General features: G+C 38.1%; 16 protein-coding genes. 12 read left to right on the forward strand and 4 right to left on the reverse strand.

The window, feature by feature from the left end:
* Positions 1 to 362: 362 nt before the first annotated feature.
* From MMP60_RS10900 to MMP60_RS10915, 4 genes are all read right to left on the reverse strand, one after another.
* The gene (locus tag MMP60_RS10900; protein WP_241336280.1) at positions 363 to 929 is read right to left on the reverse strand and encodes a TetR/AcrR family transcriptional regulator; all 567 of its coding nucleotides are present in this window, start codon (positions 927 to 929) and stop codon (positions 363 to 365) included.
* A gap of 343 nt (positions 930 to 1,272) precedes the next feature.
* Positions 1,273 to 1,779, reverse strand: coding sequence for a hypothetical protein (locus tag MMP60_RS10905; protein ID WP_241336281.1), 507 nt, complete (start codon positions 1,777 to 1,779; stop codon positions 1,273 to 1,275).
* A 36-nt stretch (positions 1,780 to 1,815) separates the two neighbouring features.
* On the reverse strand, positions 1,816 to 2,871 hold the full coding sequence (locus MMP60_RS10910; protein ID WP_241336282.1) for a linear amide C-N hydrolase: 1,056 nt from the start codon (positions 2,869 to 2,871) through the stop codon (positions 1,816 to 1,818).
* A gap of 225 nt (positions 2,872 to 3,096) precedes the next feature.
* Positions 3,097 to 4,260: a cupin domain-containing protein gene (locus MMP60_RS10915; RefSeq protein ID WP_241336283.1), complete on the reverse strand. Its 1,164-nt coding sequence runs from the start codon at positions 4,258 to 4,260 to the stop codon at positions 3,097 to 3,099.
* Positions 4,261 to 4,452: 192 nt separating this feature from the next.
* On the opposite strand from MMP60_RS10915, the gene dnaX reads away from it, so the two are divergent.
* The 12 genes from dnaX to MMP60_RS10975 all read left to right on the forward strand — a co-directional run bounded on the left by dnaX (position 4,453) and on the right by MMP60_RS10975 (position 18,794).
* Complete coding sequence (gene dnaX, locus MMP60_RS10920) at positions 4,453 to 6,465, forward strand: DNA polymerase III subunit gamma/tau (RefSeq protein WP_241336284.1); 2,013 nt, start codon at positions 4,453 to 4,455, stop codon at positions 6,463 to 6,465.
* A 248-nt stretch (positions 6,466 to 6,713) separates the two neighbouring features.
* Positions 6,714 to 7,352, forward strand: a complete 639-nt coding sequence (locus tag MMP60_RS10925) for a TerD family protein (protein ID WP_241336285.1) — start codon at positions 6,714 to 6,716, stop codon at positions 7,350 to 7,352.
* A gap of 81 nt (positions 7,353 to 7,433) precedes the next feature.
* Positions 7,434 to 8,069 (forward strand): VWA domain-containing protein, encoded by a 636-nt coding sequence (locus MMP60_RS10930; RefSeq protein ID WP_241336286.1) that lies wholly within the window; start codon positions 7,434 to 7,436, stop codon positions 8,067 to 8,069.
* 28 nt (positions 8,070 to 8,097) lie between these two features.
* On the forward strand, positions 8,098 to 9,156 hold the full coding sequence (locus MMP60_RS10935; RefSeq protein WP_241336287.1) for a TerY-C metal binding domain-containing protein: 1,059 nt from the start codon (positions 8,098 to 8,100) through the stop codon (positions 9,154 to 9,156).
* A 20-nt stretch (positions 9,157 to 9,176) separates the two neighbouring features.
* Positions 9,177 to 10,919, forward strand: a complete 1,743-nt coding sequence (locus MMP60_RS10940; protein WP_241336288.1) for a PP2C family serine/threonine-protein phosphatase — start codon at positions 9,177 to 9,179, stop codon at positions 10,917 to 10,919.
* A 2-nt stretch (positions 10,920 to 10,921) separates the two neighbouring features.
* Positions 10,922 to 12,451 carry a lipopolysaccharide kinase InaA family protein gene (locus tag MMP60_RS10945; RefSeq protein ID WP_241336289.1) on the forward strand — a complete coding sequence of 510 codons (1,530 nt, stop codon included), beginning with the start codon at positions 10,922 to 10,924 and terminating at the stop codon, positions 12,449 to 12,451.
* The gene (locus MMP60_RS10950; protein WP_241336290.1) at positions 12,451 to 13,512 is read left to right on the forward strand and encodes an ATP-grasp domain-containing protein; all 1,062 of its coding nucleotides are present in this window, start codon (positions 12,451 to 12,453) and stop codon (positions 13,510 to 13,512) included. Before MMP60_RS10945 ends, MMP60_RS10950 begins: the two co-directional genes overlap by 1 nt.
* Before the next feature lie 54 nt (positions 13,513 to 13,566).
* Positions 13,567 to 14,685 (forward strand): phosphoribosyltransferase domain-containing protein, encoded by a 1,119-nt coding sequence (locus tag MMP60_RS10955; protein WP_241336291.1) that lies wholly within the window; start codon positions 13,567 to 13,569, stop codon positions 14,683 to 14,685.
* A gap of 12 nt (positions 14,686 to 14,697) precedes the next feature.
* Positions 14,698 to 15,516 carry an HAD hydrolase family protein gene (locus MMP60_RS10960; RefSeq protein ID WP_241336292.1) on the forward strand — a complete coding sequence of 273 codons (819 nt, stop codon included), beginning with the start codon at positions 14,698 to 14,700 and terminating at the stop codon, positions 15,514 to 15,516.
* On the forward strand, positions 15,500 to 16,651 hold the full coding sequence (gene stiP / locus MMP60_RS10965; protein WP_241336293.1) for a cysteine protease StiP: 1,152 nt from the start codon (positions 15,500 to 15,502) through the stop codon (positions 16,649 to 16,651). Before MMP60_RS10960 ends, stiP begins: the two co-directional genes overlap by 17 nt.
* 1 nt (position 16,652) lies before the next feature.
* Complete coding sequence (locus tag MMP60_RS10970; RefSeq protein WP_241336294.1) at positions 16,653 to 17,537, forward strand: HpcH/HpaI aldolase/citrate lyase family protein; 885 nt, start codon at positions 16,653 to 16,655, stop codon at positions 17,535 to 17,537.
* Between the two features lie 72 nt (positions 17,538 to 17,609).
* Entirely contained in the window at positions 17,610 to 18,794 is a 1,185-nt protein-coding gene (locus tag MMP60_RS10975) for a TerD family protein (RefSeq protein WP_241336295.1), read from the forward strand.
* The last annotated feature ends 62 nt before the right edge of the window (positions 18,795 to 18,856 follow it).

The following is an 18,856-nucleotide window of genomic DNA, read 5'->3' on the forward strand; positions in this document are numbered from 1 at the left end:
ATATAAATAAAATTGATATTAAATTGTAATCAATGGGTTCTATGGAAATTTTTATTTAATTTAACTAAACAATAAAATTATGTAGTTAATATAATTAAAGAATATAAAATAATTAAAAAATTTATTGTTCTTTAATTGAAATTGTATATAATGAATTTAAGACAGAACGATCTGTCTGCATAAGAAGGATTGGGATGTGCGATACGTACGACCGCCAGAGGGTAATAATTTTTATTATTCTTTTTATAACTCAGACGCAAGCGTGAGCCACAGTAATAACTATAAATCACGCTTTATTTTTTATCATAAAATTTCAAAAAAATCTTCTTTATTTTATGTTTTCAAACAAGAAAATGATGACCTTAGGCCATCGACTTCTCAAAATTAATTAAATGTTCTACTCGCATCCAATATTCAGTCATTTCAACAGAATGTTTATTTACATGCGCTTGAATTGTCATTCCATCTAAGATGCTGACAATTAAAGTCGCTAAATGGGTAGGGTTACGAATATCGAGATGGGTCAATAAGTTTTGAATAAGATTTGTTAACCAAATTTTATATTGTGTTGCTGGTTCTAGGGTAGAAGGATAGATTTTGATGACTTCTTCGAGTGCTTTTTGGAACATACAACCATTGAAGTCTTCGCTATTAAACCAAGCATTGTACCATTTGAAAATTGCTTCAATTTGCTCTAGATGGTTTGTTGGATCACACTCAGCTAGTGTTTGATTTAAAGAGCTTTGAAGGTTGGCATTTCGCTGGAGTAGACATTCCTCAATAAGTTTTTCCTTAGATGGAAAATATTTATAAAATGTCATTTTAGCAACGCCAGATTCGCTAATAATTCGATCAACCCCAATCGAATTGTAGCTATGTGAATTAAAAAGCTTTAATGCAGTGTTAATAATATCTTCTTTTTTTGACATACTAAGCCTCGAATTTACTCATAGCCATATGAGCATTATTTGCATTCCATCATGCAATTTTGGCACGAATTTTACATGGTATTGAAGAAATATCATAGAAAAAAATAACAATATTTATTTAATTGATTATCATATTAGCAATTCATCATTATCAATAAAGTTAAGCTCATGAATATATAGAACTAATTAATAAAAATAATACATAGGTAATCAGCATCTCGACGCCAAATATCGTTTTGTTTTATAAGTGCAAAGATATAAAGATAGCGGTTATGAAGAATGATATATATTAATCAGTTATTTGCTATAAGGTAAACAACTGATTAATAAAAAATTGTGCTGATTAAGTGCTTGGTAGGCTTGCGATTAATCGGGCAAAGTTTTGGTATAGCATGGACTGCTGGGTTGGTGTGTAAACAGGACGTTTTATTGTCCCTTGGTCTGTTTCAATTGATAATTCTACATTTTTTGCATTTCTAAGTTCATGTAGAAATAAGCTAGGAATAATAAAGGTATTTGATGAGCGTTTGGGAATGAATCTATTTATATATTTCTGTTGCGTTTTTTCAGCAGGGCTATAGTTAAATGATTTACCATCGACACTAAACGTCATACCTGTAATATCATAATATTCATAAGTACTATTCAACGCTACGTCTATGTTTAAGCGGTCTTTTTGTTCTTTGTTCCATTCAACGACTACATTGGGACAAAGCTCATTTGCTCTACAGCTCAAGGAACCTGCGGTAGCAAGATGATCCATTGTTGTAGAGGGCGTTGCAGTATTTTGTAAGCTGCTACAGCCACTGATTATTGTGCAGAGACTTAGACTATATAGTACTTTTTTCATATTTAACTTCTCAAGCTTGTTTCTACTTAAATGATATTAATGATGTAACCCAGGACCAAGAAATTCAAATGGTTTTGCGATTTTAAATTGACCAGTTGCATCCCCAGCAAAAGTGTTTTGTTGATCTTTTCCTAAGTCTAATTTACGTGTGACACCATCTTTAAAGTTGATTTTCTTTAAATCTATCCAAAAAACGTTGGGTGATACAGCAGATTCAAAGAAGTAGAGCTGTTGTTTATGATCTGCAACAGTTCGCCATCGTGTTGACGAAATATTGGGTTCTTCTTCTGTATTTAAGCCAAAAGGAACGGATGTATTACGAATAACACTGAATACGGAGGCAATCGCTTCTTTAGGATTATCATTTTTTGGGATTGCATTGATATAAAAAGAGGCTCTTGCAAAGCGATCTGAAGCTCTATTAGTACCAGGTAGCATCACAGTACCGCCAATTTGTTTCCAATAAGTATTGAGTGCAAGCTGTTGGTCAAAAATAGGGGAGTTTGTCATGACTTGATATTTTTTATCATGATGGATGACTTGTTTACCATTAATATATTCGATGATTGCACTATCACCATTTTTGTCTGAGAGTGATAAGTGTAGTGTTGTTAAAATTTTCTCGCCAGGAACATAATCAGTGATAAGGGTAAAGGGTTCTTTTTCTAATGCAGTAACAGCCTCAGCAACCGTAGCATAGTTATCAAGGACATACTGTGCCCATGCTGAAATACTCAATTGAGGTTTATTTGACTTTTTGGCATCGGGATATTGTGATTCTACAAGCCATAGTACATTGGCAACTAAACCTGCTTCATTCATGCCATCTGTGGTTGAGATATCATAGCCTGTAGCAATCACACTACCGTATTTTGATTTCCACTTGAGTGATTTGGGACCTGCATTACTATCTCTACTGATGCCACTAGGCATAACCCATAGATTTGTACCAACATCAGATTTCCAGTCCATGGTACGAGCAGTAATAATATGATCATTGCTACCTAAATAGACTGCGCGTGTACAAGCATTTGCTGCTTGAATGAAAATTGAAGATGTAATAAACGAACAAAGTAGTACTTTTTTAAACATGGTTTTCTCCGTTCTAGTTAAAAATTATTTAGATGTAATATATGTTTTAAGTTATGAGTAGTTAGTTTATAAATTTTTTATTCGTATTCAATCATTAATGTGTAATTCTTATAAAAATAAAAGTATTGATACTTTTAAGTACAACTAAACTATTGTAATAAAAAGATTAACGCAATTTATCATTACAAATAGTTTAGTTATTCTCGAAGCTATTGATTCAGCGTTTTATTCGCTGGGAGGTAATAGCATGAGTACAGCATTATTTAAAAGTTGAGCAATATCTTCGAGTATTTCGGTTCGATTGAATTGTTCATCAAAGATAATGCTCATACCATCGGCAATTTGTTTAAGATCTGCCTCAAATGTCTGAGAAATACATAGTTGCTCGCCATTTGCCCAAAATTCTAAGCAATCATTTTGTTGGCGGTAGAGTATTTTTGAAGCAGGTTCAAGTAACAATTGATAGCCACTATGAATGACTTCAAGTAAATCCTCCACTGCAATTTCTTCTGGTTCAGGAATACTATTCGGATATTTAGATTCACTCATATATGCCATGATGGCTGCATCAAACTCAGGTGCTTGTGTGAGATAGTCGAGCAATTGGGTTTTTAGATAAGAGAACTCTGTACCGTTTATTTCACCAATATTGTTGGTTTTTTGGCGAGTAATATCTGCCAAAGGTTGTTTCAGTGCTGAATTTTTTGCAAATTGCTCACTCAATCGATCGCTCATTTCAGCTAGGTTTGGCATACGGAAGCCGAAAGAGAAGGTGAGGCAGTCATCTTCAGCAACACCGTAGTGTGAAAGACTTGGTGGCACATACAATAAATCACCAGGCGCAAGGACTTCATCAAACTGGACATCTATTTCTGTTAATAGTTTTAATGGTTGATCTGGGACAAATGCGGTTGATTCATCACACATTTGACCCAATTGCCAACGACGATGACCATGCGCTTGTACCAAAAATACATCATAAAAGTCGAAATGTTTCCCGACCGAGCCGCCTTTAGGTGCATAAGACACCATGATGTCATCACGACGCCATTGTGGGATAAATGGAAATTTCTTCCAAAGCTCAGCAATATCAAATGAATAATGATCAACTGCTTGAACGAGAATTGTCCAAAGATTTGGTAATTTTTGGAAGTCACCTTTGGTTAATGGTGATGATTTTACATGCCATTCATTTGGATTTTTATTTTTTTGTCGAATTAAACGAGCGCTTATGTCTTCATCTAAAGCCAGTTCTTTGACATCATCGGGTTCTAATAATCCAATAATTTCAGGCATTGCATTACGTACAAGCAAAGGTTTTTTTTGCCAATACTCAGTTAAAAATTGTTCTGCGGTAATGCCGCCTAATACCGTTAAAGATTGAGACATGTGAATGAAGCCAACAACATAAAAATTAAGGTGTATTCTCCCTTGAGTTGATTGTCGGTGCAAGTCTTGTATAAAAGTGATGAAATCGCCATTAAAAAGAATTGAATGTATTTAAACTTGATCAATTAGAAGCGTATTCGTTTACAGTCCTTTCAAAAAAACAGTATCCTTAAGCTGCAAAAAGGAGCATACATGTATCAAGTACTGGCAAGAAAATACCGCCCACGTAATTTCAATGAGTTAGTGGGGCAAAACCATGTTTCTCGTGCTTTAACTAGCGCATTAGAACGTGGGCGCTTGCATCATGCTTACTTGTTTACAGGAACGCGTGGTGTCGGAAAAACCACGATTGCCCGTATTTTAGCCAAATGCTTGAACTGTGAGACAGGCGTAACGTCAACGCCGTGTGAAGTCTGCGCGACATGTAAGGCGGTGAATGAAGGTCGTTTTATTGATTTAATTGAAATTGATGCGGCATCGCGTACCAAAGTTGAAGATACACGTGAGTTACTCGATAATGTTCCTTATGCACCGACACAAGGTCGCTTCAAGGTTTATTTGATTGACGAAGTACATATGCTTTCAACGCATTCATTTAATGCGCTCTTAAAAACACTAGAAGAACCACCTGAGCATGTAAAATTTTTATTTGCGACCACAGATCCACAAAAATTACCTATTACCGTAATTTCACGTTGCCTACAGTTTACCTTGCGACCTTTAGCTGTTGATGAAATTACAACGCATTTAACTGAGATTTTAAGTAAAGAACATATCGATGCAGATCAGGATGCGATTTGGCAAATTGCTGAATCTGCACAAGGTTCTTTGCGAGATGCATTGTCTTTAACTGACCAAGCGATTGCTTATGGTCAGGGTGCAGTCCATCATCAAGATGTAAAAGACATGTTGGGATTGATTGACCGAACCATTATTTATGATTTGATTTTGGCAATTCACCAAAATCAGCAAGCGCGTGTGAGCCAGTTACTTTTACAGTTTAGGCAACAAGCCTTAGATGTGTCATTGGTGCTGGATCAATTGGTTTCGACGTTACATGAACTGGCTTTGTTGCAGTATTTACCTGATCTTGCTTTAAAATATAGTGAAGAAATAAATCAGAAAATTTTGCAACTTTCTAAACTGATTTCTGCTCAAGATTTGCAGCTTTATTATCAAATTGCATGTAAAGGACGATCAGATTTGCAATTGGCTGTCACCCAAGAGCAAGGTTTTGAAATGTGTGTTTTACGCTTGCTTGCATTTAGACCTTTGTCTGTAGGTGAGATCACGGTCGGGGGGAATAATAATCCTCATCATGTCGACGTACCTCAACCGAGTGTAATTTCATCTCATGTTCAGCAATTACAACAAACGCCACAGCCAGTCAATATTCAACTTGCAGTTCAGCAGGAAGTGCTTAGTGTTGAACCTGAACCTGAACCTGAACCTGAACCTGAACCTGAACCTGAACCTGAACCTGAACCTGAACCTGAACCTGAACCTGAACCTGAACCTGAACCTGCTATGCAAGATCATCAACTCATGGTGTTTGATGCACAGGATGGAGAGCTTATTGGTTTAGAGCCGAGTTTAGAGCGACCAAACTCTCAGTTTGATCTTATGCAATCAGATGATGTTTTGATTTTTCCTGTCGAACAAAATATTGTGGTTGAGGTGGAACAACATATTCAAGTGAGGGATGAACAGGTTGTAGTGCATGAGGTTGATACTTTCATTGAAACAACAATCGTTGCAACGCTTGAAGCAGAACAAAGCAATTTAATGCCACAAGACATTTTAAAATTGCATGAGCAAGTTTTAGAAGGCGAATGGAGTCTGGAAAAATGGGAATATTGGTTTAGAACCAGTCAGTTGTCACCAGCTGTTCAGGAGTTAGCACAACACGGTGTGATGCAAGGGCGGATTGATGGTGTATCTATCTTTCACATCCCACAAGAATATGAAGGGATGCTAACGCAATTACGACAAGGGATTGAGGATGCATTGAAACAACAATGGGCAAATACACAATTTAATGTCCAGTATGGCGCAGTGAGTTCAAGTACGCCTTTAATTATGCAAAATGCACGTAGAGAAAAAGCATTTCATCGAGCAGTCGAGTTATTGCAACAAGAGCCAACCATTAAGAGTTTAATAGAGACTTTTGATGCAGAATTACAAAATATTCAGTTAGGCTCATAAGGGGTAGACAGCTCCGTATTTATTTCCTACTTCTTAATGATTTTTATAGATAAAAATTATCGTTTGTGTTAGAAAATGTAAGTCAGATAAACAGTTAGAATTTAAAAAATTCTGCTGTTTTATTTGGCTATTTGTTAGGTGAGTCTAATAAATAAAACTAGATGATATAAAAGCGACCAAATCAAAAAATATCACTAGAAATAACAGAGCTTCATAAATTTTTAAATTAAAAAAAAGGGTACATAAAAATGGCTGTTAGTTTAGGTAAGGGTCAGGGTATTAGTTTAAAGAAAACCGAAAATAATTTATCTCAAGTCACCATTGGCTTGGGTTGGGATATTCAAGCGCAGAAAAAAAGTTTTCTTGGATTATTTGGGGGTGGTACAGCGGATTATGACTTGGATGTAATCGCATTTTTAGTCGGTGCAAATGGTAAAGTGAATAATCTAGGGCGTGATGCTCAAGGGAATGTGACTTTACAGAATGGCGATGTGGTGTTTTTCAATAATCAATATCATGGTTCGGGGCATATTTGGTTAACAGGTGATAATCGTACGGGTGCGGGCGATGGAGATGATGAGCAGATTATTGTTAAGTTAAATGACTTATCTCAACAATATCATAAGGTTGTATTTGTTGTTCAAATCTATAAAGCGGTTGAAAATAAGCAGCATTTTGGTCAAGTGAACAATGCTTTTATTCGTGCTGTTGATGCCACGGGTAAAGAAATGGTACGTTTTGATTTGTCTGGAACAGGACAATATGAGCAGCAACGTTCTTTATTATTTGCTGAATTGGTACGAGAAACATCGGGTTGGTCATTTAATGCTGTAGGGCAAGCATCATCCTCTGACTCTTTTGTTGAATGGTTAAAACACTATGCTTAACCATTCTGATTAATATTTTAATAAATACTAGGGCTATTTATATTTTAAAGCCCTAGTTTTCTGTATCTGAGAGATCTTTCTATGCGTCGTTTGCCTGTTTATATTTTGTTGGATACGTCTGGATCTATGCGAGGTGAGCCGATTCACTCAGTGAATGTCGGATTGCAGTCCATGCTGAGCGCATTGCGTCAAGATCCTTATGCATTAGAAAGTGTTTATTTAAGTATTATTACTTTTGATTTAGAAGCAAAAATTTATTTGCCTTTAACCTCTTTGGAGCAAGTTCAACTTGCTGAAATTCAGGCACCAAGTGCAGGGGCAACCTTTATGGGGGCTGCTTTGGAGCTTCTTGCTGAATGTGTCAATCAACAAGTACAAACAAGTACAACGGATGAGAAAGGCGATTGGCGACCTTTACTCTTCATCATGACAGATGGTTCACCCTCAGATATTTATGCCTATCAACAGGTTATTCCTGTGATTCAACAATTTAATTTTGCCAGTATTGTGGCATGTGCGGCTGGCCCGAAAGCAAAGCAAGGGTACTTATTGCAACTCACGGATAAGGTTGTGGTATTGGACACTATGGACGCAGCTTCATTTTCTGGATTTTTTAAATGGGTCTCAGCCAGTGTGGTCGCAGGAAGTAGTAGTGCAGGTATTTCAGGTTCGATTTCATTACCGCCACCTCCGCCAGAAGTACAGTTAGTTCTGTAATTCGATCATCAATCATTAAGGATAAAAGATGCGCCGTTTACCTGTTTTTTTTGTATTGGATTGTTCTGAGTCTATGGCTGGGCAGAATATCCAACAGATGCAGCAAGGCATCCAGTTAATCATGCAGCAATTGCGCAAAGATCCTTATGCTTTAGAAACGGTTTATGTTTCTGTAATTGCATTTGCTGGGTTGGTTCGAACACTGGTTCCGTTGGTTGAAGTATTTGCCTATTATCCTGTGAAATTACCTTTAGGTGGCGGTACACATTTAGGCAAGGCTTTAGAGCATTTAATGAATGAATTTGATCGCCATTTAATTAAAACCACGGAGGACACCAAAGGTGATTGGAAACCTGTGGTGTATTTATTTACAGATGGTCGTCCAACAGATGAATGTAAAGATGCAATTTATCGTTGGCAGAAAAAATATGCTCGACGCTGCACTCTAATTGCCTTAGGCATGGGCAAAAATGTGGATTATCAAACTTTAAAGCAATTAACAGAGCATTGTATTGCCTTTGATGAGCTGAATGAGCATGATTTTAAAAAGTTTTTCCAATGGATTAGTGCTTCTGTATTAGCACAAAGTAAGAGTATTGGTGATGGGCAAGAACATAATCACCTACCAAGTTTAGATGAAAGCTATATGCGATTAGTGAAAGACCTTCCTGCTAAAAATACCTTGGTGGATGAAAATTGTGTCACTTTTGTTGGGCGTTGCGCGAAGCTCAATCGTCCTTATCTGATGAAATATGAGCGAGAAATTCAGTATAAAGCCCCACAAGATTTAAATATCGAACTTAATTTGTATCATTTTCAATTAACTGAATGTTGCAAAATAGATGAAGACTATTTTACGTGGTCTGATCAGAGCCAACATCAGCAACAAGTCAATACAACCTTATTAAAAGGCGCACCTGAATGTCCACATTGTTTGGCTGATACCGCATTTGCAATGTGTGGTTGTGGTCAATTGATGTGTTATGACGGGTTTAGTGAAGAAGCAACCTGTCCATGGTGTCGTCGCCAAATTCGCTTTGGTTATGGTGGAATTGATGGTTTCGATGTACAACGAGGGCGTGGTTAAAATAGCCATAAGGAATAAGCATGTCTCAAGTTTTACATCCAGAGATACACAGCGCTTTCACTGGTTTATTAACGCAATTATTACAAGATAAAACCCAATCAACTGACTTGAGCGAAAATGCAGAATGGATCAGTCAGTTGCTCAAAAACAAACGTATTTATAATGCTTATTATGATTTGGCTGAACAAATTTATGATGCGAGTGCTTTTCAATGTGAGCAACTCCCATATTTTCACCAAACTCAGCTATACCATATTTTGCAACAAGGACGACGTGCCATTTATTTACCTTGTCAAAATAGTTTAAGCAGCTTCGATCAGCAGTGTGATCGTGAAATAGTACCTGAAAATGGAGGAATTCATGCACATGCTGAAAGCTTGCGATCTGAGCGAGATACGAAGAACCACAATGACTTTAATTCAACGATTGATGCTCAACGCGGGATGATTCCCCCTTATCCATTGAGTGCAGATGCCACTTCAGTCGATATTGTAAAAACGGTGAAAAAAATGCCTTATTTTCAGATTCCAAATGCACGTGTTGGGCAGATTTATCAAGCCAAGATTCAAATGCAACATCCTATACAACAACCAGTCTATATTTGTGCCGATCGTATTGAAATCTCAGGTGAGTTAGGTCTGTGCTTTAATCATGACATGCAGCAGTTACAAGGAACTCCGTTGCAGGCTGGTGAGTTTAAGTTAAATTTCCAATATAAAATCCATCAAGAACAAGCCGATTGGCAACAAGGTGAAGTTACCTTTATTGTCACGCCTGATCCACGAAGTTTATGGCAAATCAATGAACCTGACTTAAATGAACCCTATCAGAAAAGTCATAGCGATTCTGATTACATTCAAGCAGAGAATTTTAAGATCGTTGCTTCTAGTCAACGAGGGCGTTCACATGAGCATGCAGGAACTTTTCGTGATGATGATTTTCTGATTAGGCAAATAGACAATAGTGATTGGGCTATTTTAATCGTGGCAGATGGTGCGGGGAGTGCTGATTTTTCTCGGCGTGGTTCGCAACTGGCAGTGCAGTCTATGGGACAGGTATTGCATGATCATTTAAAGCAACAACGAGAGCAGTTAGATCAACTGATAGCAGGTTGGCAGATTGGAGAAGTGGATCAGCAGTTACAAGCTTTAGGTCAGCAGTTGCAGGATTTATTTTATCAAGCAGCCTTGAGCGCAGTTGAAGCGATTGAATACGAAGCACATCAGCAGCAAGTGGATCTAAAAAAATTCTCTACGACATTACTGGCTGCAATTGTAAAGCAACAACCAGAACGTACATTGATCAGTAGTTTTTGGATTGGGGATGGTGCAATCGCTGTTTATAGCCCTGATAAAATACGATTGATGGGCAAACCTGATGGTGGAGAGTTTGCAGGTCAAACTCGATTTTTATCTCGGCAAGTGGTCAATCAATTTAGCGCACAAGTCAATATTGGTTATTTCCAAGACTGCCAAGCGGTATTTCTGATGACCGATGGTATTTCGGATCCATGTTTTGAAACAGATGCAGGCTTGAATAATCTGCAAAAATGGCAACAGCTGTGGCAAGAGATTCAGCCAAAATTGCAGCATGAGAAACCAGATCAAGCCTTATTGGAATGGTCAAAATTCTTTAGTACAGGGCATCATGATGATCGTACTTTGGCGGTTTTATGGCAAGATTCATTGCAAAAAAGAGTTGATGAGAACGATGATCAAAAAAACTCAGAAATGAATGTACATGATAAGCCACTTAGAGGTTAAAGATGAATAAAATCATTCAATGTCAAACTCTAGATGGTCGGTCGATTGCATTTGTGGATGAAGTGATTGGCTCTGGTGCGATGAAAGATGTGTATTTTTCACCTGATAAATCTTATGTCGTCTGTTTTTTTACGAAAGAGAAAAACAGTTTTTATCAATCACAAGCAGAATTAGAGCGCCAAAAAGATCGTTTGAAAGAAATTGTCGGCAATAAATGGCAAGGAATTTTTAATAGTGCTGGTGGTGACTATTGGAAGAATGTGTTTTGTTGGCCTGATGGTTTGGTGGAATATAATGGTTTGCTTGGAATCACAGCTCCGACCTATCAACAGGCATTTTTCTTTGAATTTGGTTCGAAGAATGATGATTTTTTGGGAATTAAAGGCAAAGAAAAAGAAGGCAAGTGGTTCGCAAGTGCCAATAACCAAAATCGCTTCCTTGACGAACGAGAAAAAGGTACATGGCTGAATTATTTAAAAATTTGTATTTTGATTGCCCGTGCAGTACGGCGTATGCATGCAGCAGGCTTAGCGCATTCTGATTTGTCGTATAAGAATATTCTCATTGATCCTGTGACGGGTCGTGCTTGTGTGATTGATGTGGATGGTTTGGTTGTCCCTGGTAAATATCCGCCTGATGTTGTGGGGACGCCTGATTTTATTGCACCTGAAGTGATACAGACCAATCATTTGAAAAAAGATGACCCAAAACGCCATTTACCGAATATCATGACCGATCGGCATGCCTTAGCTGTATTGATTTATATGTATTTGTTATATCGGCATCCATTACGTGGTGGGTTAGTGCATGATCTCAATGATCCTCAACGAGATGAAAATCTTGCAATGGGTGAACAAGCTTTATTTATTGAACATCCAACGGATCATCGTAATCGAGTCAAAGTAAGTCAAGTTCGTCCGAGTGCTTTACCTTGGGCTGATCCAGAAAAAATTCCTTTTGATGTGACAGGCCCTTATCTTAAAGATTTATTTTTAAAAAGTTTTGTGACAGGTTTACATCAACCGCAACAGCGTCCCTCAGCAAATGACTGGGAAACGGCCTTGGTGAAAACAGTTGATTTAATTCAACCTTGTCTAAATACGAATTGCAGTCAAAAATGGTATATTTTTGATAATACGACACAACCTATATGTCCTTTCTGTGGTACTCAATTTAAAGGACAATTACCTGTTTTAAATTTATATTCAGCGCGTCAAGAAGGGAGTTTTAGACCTGATAACCATCGGTTAATGGTCTGGACAGGGCAGTCAATGTATCAGTGGCATGCGAATAGTTTAATTGCACCCAATGAGCGTCTGACTGCTGAGCAAACTAAACGAGTGGGTTATTTTATTTTTCATCAAGGGCAATGGTGGTTGGTCAATGAAAATTTACCTGATTTGATGGATGTAGCAACGAAGACCGTCGTGCCGATTGGTACAAAAATTGAATTAACAGATGGCAAGCAAATTTTATTATCCCGTCAGGATGGCGGGCGTTTAGTGGTGGTTCAGATGGTAGTGTGTTCTTAATGATAAAGTTAAATTTAAATGCTCCACAAATTGATGAAACAAAGGTTATTTCTCCGCATTCAATTGGAATTTGGTTTACTCAAGCACATTCTTGTCAAAGAGATTTGGTCTTAGCTGCAAAGCAGATGCGTTCAGATTTTCCGATTCATATCATTGCATCTCATCAGGATTTGCGCCCTGAAATTACATCTGCTGCGGATATCGCCTTACAAGAGCCTATTTTGTCAGAACGAGTAGAATGGGTGTTGGAGCAAGCACAGCGCTTACAGGTTAAATTGATTGTTGCTGGACGATTTGGACGTATTTATTTGGAGCAAAAGCATCGTTTTGATGCGCTTGGTATTCGTCTAATGGCAGGCTGTGATACCGCAGAAAATGTAGGGCAGCTACATGATAAATCAGCATTTACACAAATTTGTACAGAGCATAATATTCCTGTTGTGCCTGCAACGACTGTTGAAACAGCGGATCAATTACAAACTGCTTATGATGAATGGTCAGCGCAAGGTGATGTCTGTGTGAAGCCTGTGACTGGAGTATTTGCTTCTGGATTTTGGCGTTTAGACCCAAATGCTACACCGTTCGATATGTTTCATAACAGCCAAAATTTTAAAGCTCATCCACAGACCTTTATTGAAAGTTACCGTCAGCTCACACAAACCCCAGCCTATTTGGTGATGCCATTTTTATCTGGGCATGAATGTTCTGTCGATATGTTCTGTGTTTATGGTGAAGTGCGTTATGCCGTGGCTCGTTATAAACATCGTGGTGATTATCAAACCTTAACCTTAGATGATCCTGCGATTGATCTTGGGCGACGCGTAGCACGTTTATTTCATTGTGATGGTTTAGTGAATATGCAAGCGCGTTATAACCATGTCGGTGAACTCTATATTTTAGAAGTCAATCCACGACCTTCAGGTGGGATTAGTCACACCTTCCATAGTGGTGTTAATTTAGTGGTTGCACTTATTTCAGAGTTTCTTGAGCATGAGTACCAAGCGGAAGTTATGCCTAGCAATATAACAGTTCGAAATATTAGTCAAAGTCTGCAAGTTTAACTTCCAGATTTGATCACTAAATATACCTTTTACTGATTTGAATGATAAAGCTTTATGATTAAGATTGAATTGCAGCGCGGCACATTAACCTTACAGCCTAGCAAAGATAATGTATGGCAATGGCAAGATTTATTAGGTTTTGCCGAACGTATTAACCCAAAACGTGCTTTTTTATTTGTATCAAAAGTATTGGGGCGGCATATTCCAGTGAGTCCTGTGATTATTCGCCAAGCTTTTACTGATTTAGCACAACAAGTTCCTGCAAATTTACCTGAACCTGTTTTGGTGATTGGGATGGCAGAAACCGCCGTTGGTTTGGGAGCAGGTGTGCATCAGGTGTTACAACGACAGTATCCTGATGCTTTGTATGTCACAACGACTCGACATCCTGTGGCAGACGCGCCATTACTCGTTCGTTTTTTAGAAGAACACAGTCATGCGCAAGATCAACTGTTATATAGCTCAGCTGATGCAGAAATTCATGCTCAGATCTTAGCGAGTAAAAGTATTGTTTTGGTTGATGATGAAGCTTCGACGGGGAAAACCTTTATTAATCTCATCTCAGCTTTGCAGAATGCAGGTTTAAATGAGATTTCGCATGTGGTGACTGCAACTTTAGCGGATTGGTCATCAGGGATTCATATTTCAGGTCTAGAGTGTCAATCTGTGGCGTTGATGACAGGCACATGGCAATGGCAAGATGCTGAAAATCCTAAAAAAATTGAGATGCCAAAAGTCGATACGATTGCATTTGGTGAATTTGAAGCTTTAGCGCAACCGACATGGGGACGCTTACCCGTAAAGGATACAACTGCACATATTCGACTCTCTGCTCAAGCACAAGAACGAATCTTGGTTTTAGGCAGTGGTGAATATGTTTGGTCTTCTTTTTTATTGGCGGAACATTTACAGCAACAAGGTGCGGATGTGAAATTCAGTGCGATTACACGTTCTCCGATCGCAGAGGGGCATGCGATTCAGTCGGGATTGGCATTTTCAGATAACTATGGTCTAGGTATTCAAAATTTTGTCTATAATATCAATCCAGTAGCGTATGATCGTATCCTTATTACGGTTGAAACGACGAAAGACTCAGTGGCGACCGAATTATTAGCTGCGTTACCAAATGCCGAAGTAATTAGTGCTGTAGATTATCCTCACCATATTTCTTAATTGTATGTTTTTATGACTGATTTTTTATTAAGTTCAACTCCCGTTTTAGCTCCAATTATGTTGGTTGATTTGGATGATACTTTATTTCAAACCCATCGACGAATTACGCCTCAACCCGACTTCAAAATGGCAACGACCGATAAACAAGGGCAAGCTTTGGCGTATATGAACCCTGTACAACAACATTTTGTGCAATGGTTATTACAAAGTACGCATGTGATTCCTGTAACTGCACGTAGTGCGGAAGCACTGTCTCGCGTCCATTTGCCATTTCAGTATGGCGCGGTATGTTCTCATGGTGGAACTGTTTTAAATGCCGATCTGTCAATTAACCAAGATTGGCATTTACAGATGCAACAGGTTTTACTGCCTTATAAAGCGCGGTTGCAGGCTTTGATGCAAGTTATACAACAAGCAGTTGACTTCGGCTCAATTCGGACATGGATCGTTGAAGAACAAGGTTTGGGTCTATATCTTGTTGCCAAGCAAAATACTGAAAATGACAATCCATATGCGCCGAATTTTTTACCAGAACTATTAAATAGTTTGAGTGATGAATTATTAGATGGATTTTATTTTCATTTGAATGGTAATAATTTGGCGTTTATCCCCAAACCTGTCAGTAAAGCCAATGCTGCAAAATTCTTATTACAGCAACTTGATGTGCCGCAACGTAGCATTTTAGGTTTTGGTGATAGTTTATCTGATGTTGAATTTTTAAATTTATGCGATTGGTGGGGCATGCCAAATCATAGCCAATTGAATCGTTGGGTCAAACATAACTTGGCGCAACAATATGTACAAGAAGGGTATTATGGCGATTATCAATAAGCAACAAGCCGATGCACTGATTTCAAAACAAGGGTTTAGTGGCAGTTATTTACCTGAACAAGTGACCTTTTTATTGCGCCGTACTCATATTCAGGCGACGGATACCGTAGAGAAAGAGCATTTAATTCAGTCTGGGAAAAAACACTATTCTCAAATGATTAGTCAGGAACACGCACCCTCTGAACGTCATTTAGCACTGTATGAAAATGCTTTGCAACAAGGGCAGCAACGTTTGGCAGAGAATGTACAACAGTTGGCGCAAACCTTAGCAACGCAATTTGTTGAGCCAATCGTGTTGGTGAGTTTTGTTCGTGCAGGTGTACCCTTAGGTGTGTTGCTTTACCATGCTTTACAAGATTTAGATCGTCCTTGTATTCATTATGGGGTGAGTATTCTTCGTGATCGCGGGATTGATTTTGCAGCCTTAGAAACCATTATTGCCAAACATGGACATCAATCCATTGTTTTTGTGGATGGTTGGACAGGCAAAGGTGCAATTCGACAAGAATTACAGCGTAGTTTGGGAGATGACCCTCGTTTTGCCAATCGACCACTGCCTTTGGTTGTATTGTCTGATATTGGGGGCTGTGCATGGTTGGCTGCAAGTGGTGATGATTGGTTGATTCCGTCAGGAGTGTTGGGTTCAACAATTTCAGGTTTAATTTCGCGAACGATTTGTGAAGGTGAACCTCTGAAAGCTGAAGAGATTAATGCGCAAAATATTGACCAATGGCATAGTTGTATTGAATATACTCAGCTAGAAAAGTTTGATCAATCACAACAATTTATTGAAAAAATTAACCAAATCCGCCGTCAATGTGCAGTTCAACCGAATGCAGTTTGGACAGAGACACAACGGCAACAACAGCACCAACAAAGCCAGCAAGTGATTCAAGACTTGGCACAGCAATATCAGATCACCAACTTAAATCGAATTAAGCCGAGTATTGCAGAAGCAACACGTGCAATTTTGCGCCGTGTGCCTGATTTGGTGTTATTACGAGATGCCGATGATGCTGATACTGCTTTATTACGTCATCTTACTGATATTACCCAGACACCGACCAAAGTCGTTGGTGATCAAATTGCACCCTATCGTGCCATTACATTAATTCAAAAATTAGGGAAAAACTAATATGTTATCTGCATTGTCATTGGGGGCAACGTTATATATGCCAGCCACGCGACCAGATTTGTGGCAAGTGGTCAACGGTGAAAAATATCCTGAATTACGTTCAGTTGTATTATGTTTAGAAGATGCCGTGGTCGAGCATGATGTTGAATTTGCGAAAGAGAATTTAAAAAAATTATTGCAACATTTACAACAGAATCAAAGAAACTCACAGCATCCACAGTTATTTATTCGTCCTCGTCATTTGGAGATGGCAGAAGAACTGATGCAATGGGCAGAGATTCCGTTATTAGATGGTATGGTTTTACCTAAATTTGGCTTATCTAATTTGAATCAATGGCATGCTATTTTATCATCTGATTTAAAACTCATGCCGACCCTAGAAACACCTGACACATTTGATATGGGGGCAATGAAGGAATTAAGACAAGCTTTACAACAACAATTCCATCCTGTATTGGTATTGAGAATAGGTGGTAATGATTTATTAAACTGTTTGGCATTACGTCGTCCAAATGATATGACTCTATATCAAACGCCAATCGGGGCTTTAATATCGAATTTAGCTGGGCAGTTTTTGCCGTATGGCTTTTCTTTAAGTGCGCCAGTTTGTGAACACTTTAGCCAAGTTAAATTATTACAAGATGAATTGTACTTAGATATTCAGCATGGTTTATCTGGTAAAACCATTATTCATCCAGCACAAATTCCAATTGTGCATCAAGCATTTCAAGTCAATGAAATTGAATTGAAACAAGCACAAGATATTTTAAATCACGATGCACAGGCAGTTTTTGCATGTCATGGTTCAATGCTTGAACCTGCCACACATAAACATTGGGCAGAGCGAATTTTAGAGCGAGCTAAAGTTTTTGGTTTAAAAATCTAATTGTCGCTATGATGTAAAAATAATTAAATTTCATTTAAAACAAATCCAAATAATATAAACGAGGGTATCGCAATGCAACAACTCATTACTGGGGCGAATTTAGCTTTAACACAGCCCCAGTTTCAAATAAAAATAAAGACGGCGATGCCCGAACAAATAAGTTTGGATATGAGTGCATATATTCTTAATGCCCAAGCTAAGGTGCGCGGCGATGCGGACATGATTTTTTATGGACAAAAGCAAACGCTAAATCGTAGTGTGGAATTACTAGAATCCACGCATAAGACGCCTTACTTAGCCCAATTTAATGTCAATACCCAATTGTTGGAAGCTGAAATCAGCAAAGTTTCATTTTGTGCTGCAATTGATGGCAACCTGACGATCAATGCAGTTCAGGATATTCAGATTGAGTTGTGGGAAAATGGTCAGTTGTCTGCCACTGCAATGATTAAAAGTGCAGAAAAAACGGAGAAAGCCTTAATCTTGGCAGAAGTTTATCGCTATAAAGAATTGTGGAAATTCCGTTTTGTGAATCAAGGTTTTAATGGTGGATTAAAACCATTGTCAGAATACTTTGGTGTAGAGATTAGTGATACACCGCCTGCTGTTCAAACTGCTCCAGTACCGCCAAAACCTGAGAAGTTAAGTTTAAGTAAGATTAGTTTAGATAAACAAAACAATAAAATTAATCTAACAAAAAAAGATCAGGCTTTTGGTGAAATTAAAATTAATCTGAATTGGAATCAAAAAACAGCGACAAAACAAAATAGCTTTTTTGACAAAATGCTCAATCATGGCAAAAGTGTTGATCTAGATTTGGGTTGTCTCTTTGAGATGCAAGATGGAACGAGGTCAGTGATACAGGCTTTAGGAGACTGTTTTGGAAACTTCCATACCTTTCCATTCATTGAATTGTCTGGTGATGATCGTACAGGAGCATTGCAAGGTGGGGAATGGTTGAGAATCAATGGGAAAAACTGGGATCAGATTCATAGGGTTGTGATTTTCGCATTTATTTATCAAGGTGTTCCAAATTGGGCTGAAACAGATGCTGTTGTGGCCATTTATGTACCTGAACAGCCACCGATTGAGATTCGTTTGATTGAAGGGCAACCATTCGGCATGTGTGGAATTGTTGAATTAGTGAATCAAAAAGGTAATATTGAAGTGCGACGACATGTTCAATATGTTAAAGGACATAAAGAACTTGATCTGGCGTTTAATTTTGGATTGCGCTGGGTTGCTGGCAGTAAATAAAAGTAAGATCTAACTTGAATATTGAGTAAAAATGCTTTTATAGAAATTAATCTTATATCTAT

This window comes from Acinetobacter sp. ANC 4805 (assembly GCF_022549495.1).
In the GTDB taxonomy this organism is placed as follows: Bacteria; Pseudomonadota; Gammaproteobacteria; order Pseudomonadales; family Moraxellaceae; genus Acinetobacter.